The 15987-nt window shown below is 46.0% G+C and carries 19 protein-coding genes; 9 read left to right on the plus strand and 10 right to left on the minus strand.

The window, feature by feature from the left end; all coding sequences use genetic code 11:
• Positions 1-66: 66 nt before the first annotated feature.
• The 8 genes from msrA to OJ16_RS10495 all read left to right on the plus strand — a co-directional run bounded on the left by msrA (position 67) and on the right by OJ16_RS10495 (position 6390).
• Positions 67-696, plus strand: coding sequence for a peptide-methionine (S)-S-oxide reductase MsrA (msrA, locus tag OJ16_RS10460; protein ID WP_040990135.1), 630 nt, complete (start codon positions 67-69; stop codon positions 694-696).
• Between the two features lie 94 nt (positions 697-790).
• A complete protein-coding gene (locus OJ16_RS10465; RefSeq protein ID WP_040990137.1) occupies positions 791-1342 on the plus strand; it encodes a YtfJ family protein in 552 nt (183 codons plus the stop codon).
• Positions 1343-1455: 113 nt separating this feature from the next.
• Positions 1456-1713 carry a DUF2607 family protein gene (locus OJ16_RS10470; RefSeq protein WP_236688460.1) on the plus strand — a complete coding sequence of 86 codons (258 nt, stop codon included), beginning with the start codon at positions 1456-1458 and terminating at the stop codon, positions 1711-1713.
• A 104-nt stretch (positions 1714-1817) separates the two neighbouring features.
• Positions 1818-2444 carry a zinc uptake protein ZrgA gene (gene zrgA, locus OJ16_RS10475; protein ID WP_040990138.1) on the plus strand — a complete coding sequence of 209 codons (627 nt, stop codon included), beginning with the start codon at positions 1818-1820 and terminating at the stop codon, positions 2442-2444.
• Between the two features lie 89 nt (positions 2445-2533).
• Entirely contained in the window at positions 2534-3241 is a 708-nt protein-coding gene (locus tag OJ16_RS10480) for an ABC transporter ATP-binding protein (protein ID WP_040990139.1), read from the plus strand.
• The gene (locus OJ16_RS10485; protein ID WP_040990141.1) at positions 3238-4497 is read left to right on the plus strand and encodes an ABC transporter permease; all 1260 of its coding nucleotides are present in this window, start codon (positions 3238-3240) and stop codon (positions 4495-4497) included. The genes OJ16_RS10480 and OJ16_RS10485 overlap by 4 nt, the downstream gene beginning before the upstream one ends.
• Positions 4498-4499: 2 nt before the next feature.
• Positions 4500-5000, plus strand: a complete 501-nt coding sequence (locus OJ16_RS10490; RefSeq protein WP_040990143.1) for a DUF3299 domain-containing protein — start codon at positions 4500-4502, stop codon at positions 4998-5000.
• Between the two features lie 493 nt (positions 5001-5493).
• Positions 5494-6390, plus strand: a complete 897-nt coding sequence (locus tag OJ16_RS10495; protein WP_040990145.1) for a TIGR03899 family protein — start codon at positions 5494-5496, stop codon at positions 6388-6390.
• A gap of 111 nt (positions 6391-6501) precedes the next feature.
• On the opposite strand, the gene pgi is transcribed toward OJ16_RS10495, so the two are convergent.
• The 3 genes from pgi to OJ16_RS10510 all read right to left on the minus strand — a co-directional run bounded on the left by pgi (position 6502) and on the right by OJ16_RS10510 (position 11014).
• Positions 6502-8154, minus strand: coding sequence for a glucose-6-phosphate isomerase (pgi, locus tag OJ16_RS10500; protein WP_040990147.1), 1653 nt, complete (start codon positions 8152-8154; stop codon positions 6502-6504).
• A 357-nt stretch (positions 8155-8511) separates the two neighbouring features.
• Complete coding sequence (gene alr, locus OJ16_RS10505) at positions 8512-9588, minus strand: alanine racemase (protein WP_040990148.1); 1077 nt, start codon at positions 9586-9588, stop codon at positions 8512-8514.
• 13 nt (positions 9589-9601) lie between these two features.
• Positions 9602-11014, minus strand: a complete 1413-nt coding sequence (locus tag OJ16_RS10510; protein WP_040990150.1) for a replicative DNA helicase — start codon at positions 11012-11014, stop codon at positions 9602-9604.
• A gap of 217 nt (positions 11015-11231) precedes the next feature.
• Between OJ16_RS10510 and OJ16_RS10515 the strand changes: the two genes are divergently transcribed.
• Positions 11232-11960, plus strand: a complete 729-nt coding sequence (locus OJ16_RS10515; RefSeq protein ID WP_040990243.1) for a DUF481 domain-containing protein — start codon at positions 11232-11234, stop codon at positions 11958-11960.
• Between the two features lie 160 nt (positions 11961-12120).
• Here the strand turns inward: OJ16_RS10515 and rplI are convergent, their stop codons facing one another.
• From rplI to tuf, 7 genes are all read right to left on the minus strand, one after another.
• Positions 12121-12573, minus strand: a complete 453-nt coding sequence (rplI, locus tag OJ16_RS10520) for a 50S ribosomal protein L9 (RefSeq protein WP_005596634.1) — start codon at positions 12571-12573, stop codon at positions 12121-12123.
• A 33-nt stretch (positions 12574-12606) separates the two neighbouring features.
• Positions 12607-12834 (minus strand): 30S ribosomal protein S18, encoded by a 228-nt coding sequence (gene rpsR / locus OJ16_RS10525; RefSeq protein WP_000090472.1) that lies wholly within the window; start codon positions 12832-12834, stop codon positions 12607-12609.
• A 16-nt stretch (positions 12835-12850) separates the two neighbouring features.
• On the minus strand, positions 12851-13153 hold the full coding sequence (priB, locus tag OJ16_RS10530) for a primosomal replication protein N (protein ID WP_040990212.1): 303 nt from the start codon (positions 13151-13153) through the stop codon (positions 12851-12853).
• Positions 13154-13161: 8 nt separating this feature from the next.
• Complete coding sequence (gene rpsF, locus OJ16_RS10535) at positions 13162-13545, minus strand: 30S ribosomal protein S6 (protein ID WP_040990214.1); 384 nt, start codon at positions 13543-13545, stop codon at positions 13162-13164.
• Between the two features lie 221 nt (positions 13546-13766).
• Entirely contained in the window at positions 13767-14243 is a 477-nt protein-coding gene (gene bfr / locus OJ16_RS10540) for a bacterioferritin (RefSeq protein ID WP_040990215.1), read from the minus strand.
• Positions 14244-14314: 71 nt separating this feature from the next.
• Positions 14315-14503: a (2Fe-2S)-binding protein gene (locus tag OJ16_RS10545; protein ID WP_040990218.1), complete on the minus strand. Its 189-nt coding sequence runs from the start codon at positions 14501-14503 to the stop codon at positions 14315-14317.
• A gap of 309 nt (positions 14504-14812) precedes the next feature.
• Positions 14813-15987, minus strand: a 1175-nt coding sequence (tuf, locus tag OJ16_RS10550; RefSeq protein WP_040990220.1) for an elongation factor Tu, incomplete at its 5' end; no start/stop codon positions are given.

Raw genomic sequence — 15987 nt, forward strand, 5'->3', positions numbered from 1 at the left:
TTTAGTCTGTATGAAAAGCATCAAAACCTCGGTCTTCTTCTATCGAACACTATAAAGGATTGCTATATGTTAGATAAACAAACGCTTATTTCTGCGGCGTTAGCCCTACCTGGCCGCCAAGAACCGATGGCCATCGATGATCGCCATTTTGTCAATGGGACCAGCTTATCGGCAAAGCCCACTTCAAATCAACAGCAGGTTCTGTTTGGCATGGGCTGCTTTTGGGGGGCAGAGCGCCTTTTTTGGCAGCTTGATGGTGTCATCAGCACCTCCGTTGGTTACTCCGGCGGCTACACGCCAAACCCCACCTATGAAGAAGTCTGTAGCGGCCGTACTGGGCACGCGGAAGTGGTCAGAGTGATCTTTGACCCTGAGATCATCAACGTCACCCAATTACTTAAATGCTTTTGGGAACAACACAACCCCACGCAAGGCATGCGACAAGGCAACGACTTAGGTACCCAATATCGCTCTGCCATTTATGTCTATGACCCGCAACACCTCTCGTGTGCACTCGATTCAAAACAGCGCTATCAGCAATTACTCGGCCAGCCCATCGTGACCACTGAGATTGATAACGCTAAGCCCTATTATTTTGCGGAAAGCGGCCACCAGCAGTATTTAGCAAAACATCCGAACGGCTATTGCGGCCTGGGTGGTACGGGGGTTTGTTTCCCTCCTCAGCACGACGTTTAAATGCCTTTCCGGCCAATGGTCTGGCTTCTTAGTCTAAAGTTTGAGTATATACTTTAGGCTCGTCAGCTCAGCATGACTTAATAGGAAGAAAATAATGACCAACAAAACGCTTATCGCTCTCGCTATTGCAGCTTTACCTATGTGGGCAAATGCGCACAATTTAACGATCGGCAGCAAGACGCCTAACGTTGACGTGACCAGCTATGGTGAAATTCTCGTGCAAGACAACGACACGGTTTATCAGCAATGGAATAGCGATGCGATGCTCGGTAAAGTACGAGTGATTCAGGCGATTGCCGGACGCAGCAACTCGAAAGAAATGAATGCGCCGTTAATGGCCGCAATTACTTCTTCACAGTTCCCACCAGCCAACTACCAAACCACCACCATCATTAACCAAGATGATTCTATTTGGGGTACGGGCTCATTCGTTAAATCCTCGGCACAAGACAGCAAAACCGATTTCCCTTGGTCTTCAATGGTATTGGATGAAAACGGTGTCGTTGCAGCAAGCTGGGATCTAAAAGCAGAGTCTTCGGCGATTATCGTGCAAGATAAACAAGGTAAAGTCTTGTTTGTAAAAGAAGGTGTATTGACCGCCGATGAAATACAGCAAGTTCTAAACCTGATTGCACAAAACCTTTAGTCGCACAATTTAGCACTTAAAATTTTGACCGGAGTTGTTATAGTATAACAACTCCGGTTTTTTATTTGATGGTCGTGATGCCCCGCTTTCGTTTCGTGTCTCAATGCAAACTCATGATTGTACTTAGTGCCGTCATGCTATTGCTATGGACCAACTTCGCGGTTATTCACCATCAACTCGACCTCGATCTGCAACATCATGAGCACCATCATTGCCAGCTATTTGCGAGCGTCGTGCATGGTGCCAAATCAAACCCACTGACACTTCTCCTTGCCAATACTTCAGAGTCTCCACCTTCGCTTGCGGTGTACCAGTATCTAGAGGCTCCCGTGATTGCGCAAAGTGCGCGAGCACCACCTAAACTTATCTAAACTATACATTTCATCTTCAATACCTCGGTGACACTCGGTATTTCAATACTCACAACTGGAATGTGGGTATTCACACATATTTTGATAAGTTCTAGGATTATAAAATGAACAAATTTTCTCCCATTGCCCTTGCCTTAGGTTTCGTCGTGACGCATTCTGCTGTCGCTGAAGACGGTTTTCGCCAACACGATGCGCATGTCCACGGCGAAGTAGAATTCAATATTGCACAAGATGCGAACGAGCTTTTATTTGAAATCACCGCGCCAGGAGCGGATGTAGTTGGTTTTGAGCACGCGCCAGAAACGGAAGGACAGACACAAACTCTGACGAACGCAGTGGCGCAGTTGAGCAAACCAAATGATGTCATGATGATCTCGGCAGCGGCGCAATGTGAAGTTAAGCACGTGTCCGTTCGTCATAGTTTGGGTGACGATGAGCACCACGACCACGACCACGACCACGACCATCATGATGAAAAAGCCCATGATCAACATCAAGAAAAAAATCATGACCATGACGAACATGAACACCACGATGATCACGAACAGCATGAAACTCACAAAGAACAGACCAACCACGGTGAATTTACGGTTGAGTACCACTACCAATGTGGCCAAATTGATCAACTAGAACAGATCGAGACCCAGTGGTTTAGCCTATTCCCAAGCACAGAGAAAGTGCACGCGAATATACTGACGGATACCCAACAAAAAGCCGTCGACCTTAACTAAAAGAACACCACAATTAAGCTGTAAATCAAAAGTGAGCTTGGCGCCAATGCCAAGCTCAACTTGTTATCGATATTAATTGGAAAAACTCAATGGACAACACCTCACAATCGAAGGTGATAGACCTCAATCAGGTACATTTTTCATGGCCAGGCAATGACGACCCAACGTTAGTCATTGAAAAACTTGAGGTACGTCGTGGCGAACATTTGTTTATTAAAGGCCCAAGTGGGTGTGGCAAATCCACATTGCTAGGCTTACTCACCGGCATCAATCAAACTCAGCAGGGTTCGGTCGCGATTCTCGGCGAGGAGCTCACTCAGTTGAGTAGCCGTCAACGAGATCGCTTCCGCGCGGATAATATCGGCTATATCTTTCAGCAATTTAACCTACTGCCCTATTTAAGCGTGATTGAAAATGTCATTCTTCCTTGCCAGTTTTCTGCGCAGAGAAAGCGACGCGTAACGATCAATTTAGAACAACGAGCGAAAGAACTGCTGAGCAAACTCCACTTGAGCGACTCACTGATGCACAAACCCGTCGTGGAGCTCAGTATTGGTCAGCAGCAACGTGTAGCCGCTGCCCGCGCGCTCATTGGTAACCCACCACTGATCATTGCCGATGAACCCACCTCGTCATTGGATCACGACAATCGCAGCGCCTTCATTGAGCTCTTGTTGGAGCAAGCAAATCAAGTCAATGCCACTCTGATTTTTGTCAGTCACGATCCCACTCTCGAACCTTTATTTGATCGCAGCTTGGATCTTCGCCAAATCAATCAAGCGGGAGAGCAACAATGAATCCAACCTTGATGTTAGCGTGGAAAAGCGTCAACAATCGCCGCTTAACCGCCTTCCTGACCATTCTGACGGTGGCCGTTTCGCTTGTCTTATTACTTGGCGTTGAGCGTATTCGCACACAAGCCAAAGCCAGTTTTGCCAATACGATCTCAGGCACCGATCTGATCGTGGGCGGGCGCTCTGGTCAGGTGAACTTATTACTCTACTCCGTATTCCGCATTGGCAATGCTACGAATAATATCGACTGGAAGAGCTACCAAGAGTTTAGCCAACACCGCGCTGTGGATTGGACCATCCCCCTTTCACTAGGAGACTCACACAAAGGGTTTCGTGTTTTAGGCACCAATCAAAGCTATTTTGAACACTATCGCTATGGCAATAAACAACCTTTAAAACTCACTCAAGGCAAACCATTTACCGGTTTATTTGAAACCGTGATCGGCGCCGATGTAGCAAAGAAGTTGGGCTATCATATCGGCAGTGAGATCATTATTGCGCATGGCATTAGTGATGTGGGTTTTAGTCGTCATGACAATTTACCGTTTACCGTCGTTGGCATTTTCGCCCCAACAGGTACGCCGGTTGATAAAACGGTCCATGTCTCGCTAGAAGCCATTGAAGCGATTCACGTCGGCTGGGAGTCAGGGGCAAGAATGGGGCAAACACCGTCGGCTGATCACTTAGTCAACGCGGAGTTTCAACCCAATCAGATCACAGCCATGATGGTCGGATTGAAATCAAAAATTCAAACCTTCGCACTACAGCGTCAAATCAACACCTATACAAAAGAGCCTCTCAGCGCCATTTTACCGGGGGTCGCTTTGCATGAATTGTGGGGCATGATGTCAGTGGCTGAACAAGCGCTCATGGTGGTGTCAGGCTTTGTGGTTGTCGCGGGGTTACTCGGTATGCTCTCAAGCTTACTGACTAGCTTACAAGAAAGACGCAGAGAGATGGCGATCTTACGAGCGATGGGGGCCAGGCCGCGGCATATTTTTAGCCTACTGATCTTAGAGGCGAGTGTGCTAACCTTTATAGGAATACTGACAGGGACCGCTTTACTCTATGGTTTACTGGCGCTAGCCGGTCCTTTTGTGACTCAAAACTATGGAATTCAGTTACCTTTAGTTATGTTGTCCGATTATGAATTAGGTCTTATCGTTGCCGTGCAATTGGCCGGAACGGTGATTGGCATCTTCCCCGCGCTTCGAGCTTATCGTCAGTCTCTGAGCGATGGAATGACAATACGGGTGTAATAATGAAAAAAGTCTTTGTATTACTGTGCTGGATGCTCAGTGTCGCGTTTCCAATCTATGCCGTTGCTGAGGAAAACATTCTGACCTTAGACTGGACAGATTTAATTCCTGAAAGTGAACGTAATCAATTTGACGCGATGGGCATGCCACTTGTGACAGACCATAGCGGTGAAGCGATGCAACAATCCACCTTAGGTTCCGTCAGACAAGAACTCAATGGCAGTGAAGTGAAAATACCTGGCTTCGTTGTACCGCTAGAAGGCGATGAAGAGAAGATCACCGAATTTTTGTTGGTGCCCTACTTTGGTGCCTGTATCCATGTACCACCACCGCCACCCAATCAAATCATCTATGTGAAGTTTCCAAAAGGCGCGCCTATCCAACAGTTATGGGATGTCATTTACGTTGTAGGAACACTGAAAACCGAAACACTGAATCACGAACTGGCAGAAACGGGCTACATCATCGAAGGAACGGCCATCGAGGAGTACGATGACTATTGATGGTCATGGCAGTGAGTGCATCACGCCATGTCGTCGCTTGCATTACGTCACTCTTGATGCGTAATCATTAACAAAAAAGCAACCTGTTTATTGCCTGAAAAACGCCCTATTGCTAGATCAAGTATCGAGAGAGATACACCAGCACAGCTAGGTAAATACAGAGTAATAAGGTAATCGACAGGTGCTTTCTGAATTTATTCTCTTTGGAATACTTCATAAACCCTCGCTATTTCGATAACAATTTTAACAAATTATTATCATTGAAGGTAGCAAAATTTTCCTTTCTCTTTTTGATACTTTGATGAGACGAAAAGAACCTCTAGGCATTGGATGTCATCAGCCTTTCTATGGGATGTGACAAGGGTAAATAAACGCCTTAAGCATTGGTCCGATATTCCATTAAAACAGAACATCACTCACATGACTTTCTATAGCGAGTTTTAAGCTAAAAAGGTACATTAATCATCACGTTCATATGGGTGAAGGGAAACCAATGTCTGAAAGCCATCATGCTGTAACCGTTGAGCACCAACCAAACCAAGAAAGCCGCCACGAAAAGAAATCGAACTACGTGAAAGAGAGTTCAAGTCGCGTGCTGCACATTGCTCAAGAGCATGGTTTAGATGCGCTACTACAAACAGAATCCCCTCAAAAGCCCGCGTTAGAGCGCGCCTTATTACGTGAACGTCACCGTCGTGAGCAACGTCAAAAAAACCTAGAGAAGATCTTAAAACTGGCGCACTCAGCCTGCAGTGATGAAACCGCCGGAGAACCCGATCAAGATTGGTTATATCGCTTCTTTGATATGGCCCAAGAAGTCCATAATCCCTCAATGCAGCGACTCTGGGCGCAAGTGTTTAAGCGCGAAGTGATCAATCCTGGATCGACTTCAATGAAAGCGCTTAAAGTCTTACAAGACATGACGCCTAAAGAAGCTCAAATTCTTCAACGTGCCGCCTCACTCGCGTGCAGTTTTGGCAATGACAACAGTCGCAAACTACTGATTGGTTTTCGCGCTCGAGGTGGGTTATTCCGCTTAGGCAAACGCACTCTCACAACCAATATCAACATTGGTAACTACCAATTGCCCTATTCCAGCCTGCTCGTGTTGTTTGAACTGGGTTTGATGCATGGTACAGAACTCGAATCGGGTGAGATTAATTTGGAGTCTCCATTGCCGCTGATTTATCAGGGGAATAATCTCGTACTGCAAGTGCACAGCAAAGGCGTACGTTTACTTTACTACCGCTTTACCCCAACCGGTAACGAGTTGTGTAAGCTGCTTGGCAACAAACAAAATAGCCAATATTACGACCAACTGATCGCGATGCTCGGGCAGAAATTCTCGGTACAAGCGGAAGCGAACAGCGGTATCCATCACACCGTCTAAACCGAGAAACGATTACGTCGCTCCCATAAAAAAACGCCAGCATTGCTGGCGTTTTACGTTTTCAACTTTTGCTCGCCAAAAGACTCAATATCATGGCTTCAAGTATGCGACTTAAGCTTTAAACGCTTTGAACGCGTTAATCAAACCATTGGTCGAGCTATCGTGTGAGCTGATTTCAGCTGCGTCCGCAAGCTCAGGAAGAATTTGGTTTGCAAGTTGCTTACCAAGCTCTACACCCCACTGGTCGAAGCTGAAAATGTTCCAGATAACACCTTGCGTGAAGATTTTGTGCTCGTACATAGCAATCAAGTTACCCAACGTGCGTGGTGTAATTTGCTTAACTAAGATTGAGTTCGTTGGGCGGTTACCTTCAAATACCTTAAATGGCACGAGTGATGCCGCTTCTTCTTCCGTTTTACCGGCTTTAATAAACTCAGCTAGCACGGTATCTGCTGATTTACCAAATGCTAGCGCTTCTGTTTGTGCGAAGAAGTTCGACATCAATTTTTGGTGATGATCGCTTGCTGGGTTGTGGCTGATTGCAGGTGCAATGAAGTCACACGGGATCAGCTTAGTGCCTTGGTGAATTAACTGGTAGAAAGCATGCTGACCGTTAGTTCCTGGCTCACCCCAAATAATTGGGCCCGTTTGGTAAGTCACGGCTTCGCCGTTACGGTCTACGTATTTACCATTTGATTCCATGTTACCTTGCTGGAAGTAAGCAGCAAAACGGTGCATGTACTGATCGTAAGGTAGGATCGCTTCGGTTTCTGCACCGTGGAAGTTATTGTACCAAATACCGATAAGCGCAAGAATCACAGGAATATTGCTTTCAAGCTCAGTGGAAGCAAAGTGGTTATCCATCTCATGAGCACCATCAAGTAGCTCAACAAAGTTATCGAAACCGATAGAAAGAGAGATAGAAAGACCAATTGCCGACCATAGAGAGTAACGACCGCCAACCCAATCCCAGAATTCGAACATGTTGTCAGTATCAATACCAAACTCAGCCACAGCGGTTGCGTTCGTTGATAGCGCCGCGAAGTGTTTCGCAACGTGTGCGTTGTCACCCGCTTCAGCTAAGAACCAATCACGTGCAGAGTGCGCGTTCGTCATTGTTTCTTGAGTTGTGAATGTTTTTGATGCCACTAAGAACAGCGTCGTTTCTGGGTTTAGAGGCTTCAATGTTTCAACGATGTGCGTGCCATCGACGTTAGAAACAAAGTGCATTTTTAGGCGCGTTTTGTATGGCGTTAACGCTTCAGTCACCATGTAAGGACCAAGATCCGAACCGCCGATACCGATGTTCACGACATCCGTAATTTCTTTGCCCGTATAGCCTTTCCAGTCACCCGATACGATACGATGGGTAAACAGTTCCATTTTAGCGAGAACAGCATTAACGGCAGGCATCACATCTTTGCCATCAACCATAACTGGCTTATCGCTGCGATTACGCAAAGCCGTGTGCAACACCGCGCGTTCTTCTGTTTTGTTGATCGCTTCGCCACTGAACATCGCCTCAATTGCCGAGTGAAGTTCTGTCTCTTTTGCTAGAGCAAAAAGATGTTGTAACGTTTCTTGGTTGATTAAGTTTTTAGAGTAATCGATCAGAAGATCGTCACCAAAACGTGTAGAAAACTTGTCAAAGCGAGCTGCATCTTGAGCAAAAAGATCCGCCAGTTCCATATCTTGTGCAGATTCAAAATGAGCAGTTAGCGCTTTCCACGCTTGAGTTTGCGTTGGGTTAATATTTTTCAACATGGTCTCTATTCCGATGTTACAGTAGGCTTTATTCCTGCCAGTGCATCACTCGCGAGGAATCCCCGATTTTAAGCAAAATTAGAAGCTATTCCTGATGTTTGGGCACCACGGCGCAAACACAAGGTTATGTTATTTATTTTCAATGGCCAATTATGGCTCAGTGCAAACTCAATCACATTGAGGCATATCACGTTCAAAAGCTTCGCTTCTCTATCGGCCATTCTAAATCTGTGGCATTCGGCATTCACCTAGTCAGATTCATAGGATTTTCGCCGACAAGGTCCTGATCCAAATAACGTTAAACCAAGATGCCATAAACAACAAAGGGAACGCAACCGCGTTCCCTTTTCAATGTATTTAGTCTGAATATACCATATCAACGCGTGGCGTTAACTTGGTCACCAGCTCGTAAGCAATGGTGCCAATATGGGCGGCGACCTCTTCTGATGGAAGATCATTCCCCCACATGATGGCTTCATCCCCTACGCTATCGCATGCATCAGGCCCTAAATCGACCGTTAACATATCCATAGAGACTCGACCAGCAATAGGGACACGACGACCGTTCACCAGCACTGGCGTACCGTTCGGGGCCGTTCTCGGGTAACCATCACCATAACCAATCGCAATCACACCCACTTTGGTATCACGCTCGCTGGTCCAAATGCCACCGTAACCGATGCTCTCCCCTTTTTTCACTTCGCGAACCGCGATTAAATGTGATTTCAAGGTCATGACTGGACGGTAACCCAACTCTGCCGCAGATTTATCACTGAATGGCGACACGCCATACATAATAATCCCCGGGCGAACCCATTCTAGCTGGCTTTCTGGCCAAGCTAAAATACCAGCAGAAGCGGCAAGTGAACGCTCACCTTGGTAGTCTTGAGTCAAAGCGAGGAACTGTTCGGTTTGTTCGACCGTCGTGGATTTTTCTAGTTCATCGGCACTGGCAAAGTGGCTCATAAAACGCAGCGGTTTCGCTACGTTCTCACACGCATTCAAGCGAGCGATAAAAGACTCAAGCTGCTCAGGACGCACGCCTAAGCGGTGCATACCACTGTCGATTTTTAGCCATACTTGAACCGGTGCTTCAAGTTGGGCATTTTCTAATGCTTCCAACTGCTCAATGCAATGCAAACCGGCTTGGATATTATTGGTCACCAAAACAGGTAAGTCACCCGACGAGTAAAACCCTTCTAACAGTAAGATTGGCGTAACGATGCCTGCCGCACGCAATTGCAACGCTTCCTCGATACGCGCAACACCAAAAGCATCCGCGTCTTGGGCGTGCTTGGCAATATGACGCAATCCATGGCCATAGCCATTCGCTTTCACCACCGCCATAATTTTACTATTGGGAGCTTGCTGTTTGACTTGCTGCAAGTTGTGCTTTAACGCAGCAAGATCAACATGCGCCGTTGCGGCCTTCATGTAACTCATAGTGTTATTCGTCATCCATATCAAACGCAGGTCCCGCATAATTATCAAAGCGAGAATATTGCCCTTGGAAGGTCAAACGCACCGAACCGATCGGGCCGTTACGTTGCTTACCAAGAATAATCTCTGCGGTGCCCTTCATTGAGCTATCTGGGTTATAAACTTCATCGCGGTAGATAAACATAATCAAATCGGCATCCTGCTCGATCGCGCCTGATTCACGCAAATCTGAGTTGATTGGACGTTTGTCCGCGCGTTGCTCTAGGGAACGGTTAAGCTGCGAAAGTGCCACAACAGGCACGTTAAGCTCTTTTGCTAACGCCTTCAATGAGCGCGAAATTTCAGAAATTTCTAGAGTACGGTTATCTTGCATACCCGGTACTCGCATCAACTGCAAGTAGTCGACCATGATCATACTCAAGCCACCGGCATCACGCGCGATACGACGAGCGCGTGAACGCAATTCGGTCGGTGTTAAGCCTGAGCTGTCATCGATGTACATATTTTTCTTCTGCATGAGAATACCCATGGTCGAAGAAATACGCGCCCAGTCTTCATCATCCAACTGGCCGGTACGAATTTTGGTTTGATCCACACGAGAAAGCGATGCCAACATACGCATCATTAGCTGTTCAGCAGGCATCTCTAGAGAGAAGATGAGAACCGGCTTGTCTTGATCCATCGCGGCGTTTTCACACAAGTTCATCGCAAAGGTGGTTTTACCCATCGATGGACGGGCTGCAACGATGATCAAATCTGAGCCTTGTAGTCCGGCGGTTTTCTTATTTAGGTCGTGGAAACCCGTATTAACGCCAGTCACACCATCTTGTGGCGATTTATACAGTAACTCGATACGCTCAAGCGTTTTCTCTAAGATGTTATCAACGCTTTGTGGGCCTTCATTCTCTGTCGTGCGCGACTCTGCAATCGCAAAGACTTTGCTCTCTGCGAGATCAAGCAAATCGTCAGATGAACGACCTTGCGGATCATAGCCTGAATCGGCGATTTCATTCGCTACACTGATCAAGTTACGCACCAATGCACGCTCTGCCACGATATCGGCATAAGCGTTAATGTTCGCAGCACTTGGGGTGTTTTTAACTAAATCCGCTAGGTACGCAAAACCACCGACATCTTCAAGCTGCTCATGCTGCTCAAGGTGCTCGGATAATGTGATCAAGTCGAGTGGCTTACTGTCTTCAAGGATGCGTTTCACCGCCTCAAAAACCAGTCGATGCGGACGGCTATAAAAGTCGCTCGCCATGACTCGTTCTGCAACCGTATCCCAGCGCTCATTATCCAGCAACAGGCCACCGATAACGGATTGCTCTGCTTCTAATGAATGTGGTGGGACTTTTATTGCATCCACTTGTGCATCAGGATGTTTACGTTTGCGATTGTCCGGACGGGTATCTGCCATGGTTTTGCTCAACTACTTTTCGTGGAGGTTCATTATAATGAGAATACACCACTTGTCTTTAGGCAAACCCAAGTTTGTGTTGTTCTCAGGGAGAATTAACTTATTGCTGACGGTGTGGCATTCTATCCACATTATCATTCTGACCTTATCATAGTGGTCGTTTATTTAATTTTTGAGGGACTTCGTGTCGAAAGTTTGGCTAGCCGGTTTAGGTTTAATGAGCTCTATGCTCGCCCATGCACAAGAAACAGAACAGACGGACGATATTGAAATCGCTTCTCCGTGGAGCACTGAAGTTGAATTTGGCTATCAATCCCACTCTGGTAATTCCGACTCTGAAGCTTTGAACTCACGCCTTAATGCTGAATACATCAAAGGGCGTTATCGTACGAGTGGCGAATGGAAATACTACCTACTGTACAAAGATGGCGAAGAGGACAAACGTCAATCCACTTACAGCGCGCAAAGTGATTTCAAATTAGGGGCCAAAACTTATGCCTATGGCAGCTTTAAAGGTGTCGATTCACGTTATACCGCGTATTTTAAAGACTACACCTTCTCAGGCGGATTGGGTTATCAATTCTCAAATACAGATCAATTTGTTTTAGAGGTCGAATTTGGTCCAGGCTTTCGCTACCAAGAGCCAAACCAAGATGAAATCGATGATGATGACATCATCTTTCCTGAAATCGTCGAAGAAGCGATCTTTCGTGGCAATGTGAATACTCGGTGGCAGGCGTTAGATAACTTATCTATCGCGGTGGACATGACAGCCGTCTCAGGCCACAGTAACACGCGAATCGATACCGACATCAGTGCCACCAACAACATTACCGAAGACATCGCTTTGAAGCTCGCTCATTCACGCCAATATCATGACCGCGTGCCTACCGGCCTGGCAAAATCAGACAGCGTGTTTTCGGTCAATTTACTGTTTATCTTCTAATACCCTCGAAAAGTAGTACACGATCAACATTGGCCTGCAAACAAGCAAAGACGGATGTTGATTGGTATGACATTGAGGGGTAGCAATCTTTCCCCAAATTTCAGACAAAAAAAAGCACCTGTAAACAGGTGCTTTTAATAATACGTCTTGAAACTGAAAATTACTTCTCAGCAACAACTTGTAGGTTAACTGTAGCGAAAACTTCAGAGTGAAGTTGAACGCTGATCGCGAACTCACCAGTGTTACGTAGAGCGCCTTCTGGAAGACGAACTTCGCTTTTCACAACTTTAACGCCAGCAGCAGTGATTGCTTCAGCGATGTCGCGAGTACCGATAGAACCGAATAGTTTACCTTCGTCACCAGCTTTAGAAGCAAGTACAACTGCTTCTAGTGCGTTAACTTGCTCAGCACGAGCTTCAGCAGCTGCTAGTTGCTCAGCAACTTTAGCTTCTAGTTCAGCACGGCGAGTTTCGAACATTTCAACGTTAGCTTTAGTAGCCATAACTGCTTTACCCTGTGGGATAAGGAAGTTACGTGCATAGCCAGATTTAACGTTTACTGCGTCGCCAAGTGCACCTAGGTTACCGATTTTATCAAGTAGAATAACTTGCATTATTTAATCCTCTGTCTTAATAAAACGAACCGATTACTGATGTTTGTCAGTGTACGGTAGTAGAGCTAGGTAGCGTGAACGCTTGATAGCACGAGCTAGTTGACGCTGGTATTTAGCGCTTGTACCAGTGATACGGCTAGGAACAATTTTACCAGCTTCAGTGATGTAGTTTTTAAGAGTTGCTACGTCTTTGTAATCAATCTCTTGTACGCCTTCTGCAGTGAAACGGCAGAATTTACGACGACGGAAGAAACGAGCCATGGGCTATCTCCTGATCTTAAATATAAGTGATGTGGTCAGCATGCAACACTATTTTACCAATGCCATTACGGCCGGTTTGGTAAGCGACAAAGCCTCCTACCTTAATGTTACTGCCTAGTACTAAGTTTTGAGTTAATGCTTGCGACCTTGCCCCACTGATGACGACTGGCATACGACAATAAACTTGACGAACTAAGTCGGCCTCAATGACAGTAGAACGGTGCTCTAACCAAAAACGGCAGTGCTCTATTCCACTAGGGCTTTTACTACGAATGGGAGGCTTAGCGACGCTGCCACTTAACTCCATTCGATTGGTCATACAATCAATTACTCAGCAGCAGCTGGACGCTCTGAACGCTCTTCACGATCTTCGCGACGAGGAGCACGCTCTTCTTTCTGCTTAAGCATGATAGATTGCTCAGTGATCGCTGCTTTAGTACGCATGATCATGTTACGTAGAACTGCATCGTTAAAACGGAAAGCAGTTTCTAGCTCATCAATTACAGCTTGGTCAGCTTCAACGTTCATAAGAACGTAGTGAGCTTTGTGAAGCTTGTTGATTGGGTAAGCCAGTTGACGACGGCCCCAATCTTCTAGACGGTGTACAGTACCGCCTGCTTCAGTGATAGAACCAGTGTAACGTTCGATCATGCCCGCAACCTGTTCGCTTTGATCAGGGTGAACCATGAATACGATTTCGTAATGACGCATGTGTTGCTCCTTACGGATTATTAGCTTCCACGAGTGGCCCGGTCGTCCAGAGGAAGCAAGGAACTAAAGATAAATGACCGAGTTTTAAGGAGCACGAATAGTACAGAAAGAGAGCAAGTTAAGCAAGAGAAATGTCGCGGATAAAAGGGAGCGTAGTGAGCCAAGAAACAAACAGCAAGCGCCCGATAAACGAGCGCTCAACGAATGATCCAAATCGAGTGTTAATCTTCATCCACATATTGCGCTTGAAGATAATTTTGCAGCCCACTTAAGCGGATGAGACCTAACTGAGTTTCAAGCCAATCGACATGCTCTTCTTCGTCTTCAAGGATTTCTTGAAATAAATCGCGTGAGACATAATCACGCACATCTTCGGCGTAGGCAATGGCGTCTTTAAGATCAGGAATCGCGATCATTTCGAGCTTCAAATCACACTCAAGCATCTCTTGTGTATCTTCACCAATCATCAGCTTTCCCAGATCTTGTAAATTAGGGAGCCCTTCCAGAAAGAGAATGCGCTCAATTAAATGGTCGGCATGCTTCATCTCATCGATTGATTCGTGATACTCCTTGTCAGCAAGATGTTTTAGCCCCCAATCTTTATACATACGCGCATGCAAAAAATATTGGTTAATGGCGACAAGTTCATTGCCAAGGATTTTATTGAGGTGTTGGATAATAATTGGATCGCCTTTCATGGGATAACCCTCCTTGTTGGTTCATTTAACTGTAGAACCAATCAACAAAGAGTCAAAAAGCGAACGGCGGTTTAGCAGGCTTGTTTATACAATTGGGGTGCGGTTTCGTTCAGGATTAGCTTTGCCTGTTTAATGCATTTTCCGCATTGCGAGCCTAGAGCGGTGCACTTTTTGATGCTGCGCATATCGGCAATGCCTTCTTCCAATACTAACTGCCTGATTTTTTTATCAGAGACACCATGACAAAGACAAACGTACATCTTGATTCCTAAAACGTAAACTACGCAAAGAAATATAAACGAGAAGCGTTATTATTACCACTTAGATCTAGTCAAAATTTAAGACCGATTCGCTATATAGAAAACGTTTTTTAGCGATTTTTAGAGGGCAAAAACGTGCAATGACACGGCAGATAATAGAGAGGCAAATAAGGGGTTGTTTTGGTAGGAATAAAGGAGAGGGAAGAAGATTAAGACGGTCGTTTTACTTATAACCGAAAATAAAAAAGGGAAGCCGAAGCTTCCCTTTTCAAATGCGGTATTACTATACCTTCATTTAATTCCTAAGAATTATTCGAAGATTTTAGCTACAACACCAGCACCTACAGTACGGCCACCTTCACGGATAGCGAAACGTAGGCCATCATCCATTGCGATTGGAGCGATTAGCTCAACGATCATTTGGATGTTGTCGCCTGGCATTACCATTTCTACGCCTTCTGGTAGAGAGATATCACCAGTTACGTCAGTTGTACGGAAGTAGAACTGTGGACGGTAGCCTTTGAAGAACGGAGTATGACGGCCGCCTTCATCTTTAGAAAGTACGTATACTTCTGACTCGAACTTAGTGTGTGGAGTGATTGAACCAGGCTTAGCAAGTACTTGGCCACGTTCAACGTCATCACGCTTAGTACCACGTAGAAGTGCACCAACGTTCTCACCTGCACGACCTTCGTCAAGCAGTTTACGGAACATTTCAACACCAGTACAAGTAGTAGTCGTAGTATCTTTGATACCGATGATTGCTACTTCGTCACCTACGTTTAGGATACCGCGCTCGATACGGCCAGTTACTACTGTACCACGACCTTGGATTGAGAATACGTCTTCGATTGGCATTAGGAATGGCATATCGATTGCACGCTCAGGTTCTGGAATGTAAGAATCTAGAGCTTCTGCAAGTTCAATGATCTTAGCTTCCCACTGCTCTTCGCCGTTTAGTGCGCCTAGTGCAGAACCTTGGATAACTGGTAGGTCATCACCTGGGAAATCGTACTCAGAAAGAAGTTCACGAACTTCCATTTCTACTAGTTCAAGTAGCTCTTCGTCATCTACCATGTCACATTTGTTCATGAATACGATGATGTAAGGGATACCAACCTGACGGCCTAGTAGGATGTGCTCACGAGTTTGAGGCATTGGACCATCAGTTGCAGCAACAACTAGGATACCGCCGTCCATTTGTGCAGCACCAGTGATCATGTTTTTAACATAATCCGCGTGTCCTGGACAGTCTACGTGTGCGTAGTGACGTGCTGGAGTATCGTACTCTACGTGAGAAGTAGAGATTGTGATGCCGCGCTCGCGCTCTTCAGGAGCGTTATCGATTGAAGCGAAGTCACGAGCAGAACCGCCGTATACTTTAGATAGAGTAGTACAGATAGCTGCAGTAAGAGTAGTTTTACCGTGGTCAACGTGGCCGATAGTACCAACGTTTACGTGCGGTTTTACACGTTCAAATTTTT

The organism is Vibrio renipiscarius, assembly GCF_000827885.1.
Taxonomy (GTDB): Bacteria; Pseudomonadota; Gammaproteobacteria; order Enterobacterales; family Vibrionaceae; genus Vibrio; species Vibrio renipiscarius.

Coding starts and splice junctions, on each gene's coding strand:
- msrA (WP_040990135.1), top strand. CDS start 67: ATGTTAGATAAACAAACGCTTATTTCTGCGGCGTTAGCCCTACCTGGC.
- OJ16_RS10465 (WP_040990137.1), top strand. CDS start 791: ATGACCAACAAAACGCTTATCGCTCTCGCTATTGCAGCTTTACCTATG.
- OJ16_RS10470 (WP_236688460.1), top strand. CDS start 1,456: ATGATTGTACTTAGTGCCGTCATGCTATTGCTATGGACCAACTTCGCG.
- zrgA (WP_040990138.1), top strand. CDS start 1,818: ATGAACAAATTTTCTCCCATTGCCCTTGCCTTAGGTTTCGTCGTGACG.
- OJ16_RS10480 (WP_040990139.1), top strand. CDS start 2,534: ATGGACAACACCTCACAATCGAAGGTGATAGACCTCAATCAGGTACAT.
- OJ16_RS10485 (WP_040990141.1), top strand. CDS start 3,238: ATGAATCCAACCTTGATGTTAGCGTGGAAAAGCGTCAACAATCGCCGC.
- OJ16_RS10490 (WP_040990143.1), top strand. CDS start 4,500: ATGAAAAAAGTCTTTGTATTACTGTGCTGGATGCTCAGTGTCGCGTTT.
- OJ16_RS10495 (WP_040990145.1), top strand. CDS start 5,494: ATGTCTGAAAGCCATCATGCTGTAACCGTTGAGCACCAACCAAACCAA.
- pgi (WP_040990147.1), bottom strand. CDS start 8,154: ATGTTGAAAAATATTAACCCAACGCAAACTCAAGCGTGGAAAGCGCTA.
- alr (WP_040990148.1), bottom strand. CDS start 9,588: ATGAAGGCCGCAACGGCGCATGTTGATCTTGCTGCGTTAAAGCACAAC.
- OJ16_RS10510 (WP_040990150.1), bottom strand. CDS start 11,014: ATGGCAGATACCCGTCCGGACAATCGCAAACGTAAACATCCTGATGCA.
- OJ16_RS10515 (WP_040990243.1), top strand. CDS start 11,232: ATGAGCTCTATGCTCGCCCATGCACAAGAAACAGAACAGACGGACGAT.
- rplI (WP_005596634.1), bottom strand. CDS start 12,573: ATGCAAGTTATTCTACTTGATAAAATCGGTAACCTAGGTGCACTTGGC.
- rpsR (WP_000090472.1), bottom strand. CDS start 12,834: ATGGCTCGTTTCTTCCGTCGTCGTAAATTCTGCCGTTTCACTGCAGAA.
- priB (WP_040990212.1), bottom strand. CDS start 13,153: ATGACCAATCGAATGGAGTTAAGTGGCAGCGTCGCTAAGCCTCCCATT.
- rpsF (WP_040990214.1), bottom strand. CDS start 13,545: ATGCGTCATTACGAAATCGTATTCATGGTTCACCCTGATCAAAGCGAA.
- bfr (WP_040990215.1), bottom strand. CDS start 14,243: ATGAAAGGCGATCCAATTATTATCCAACACCTCAATAAAATCCTTGGC.
- OJ16_RS10545 (WP_040990218.1), bottom strand. CDS start 14,503: ATGTACGTTTGTCTTTGTCATGGTGTCTCTGATAAAAAAATCAGGCAG.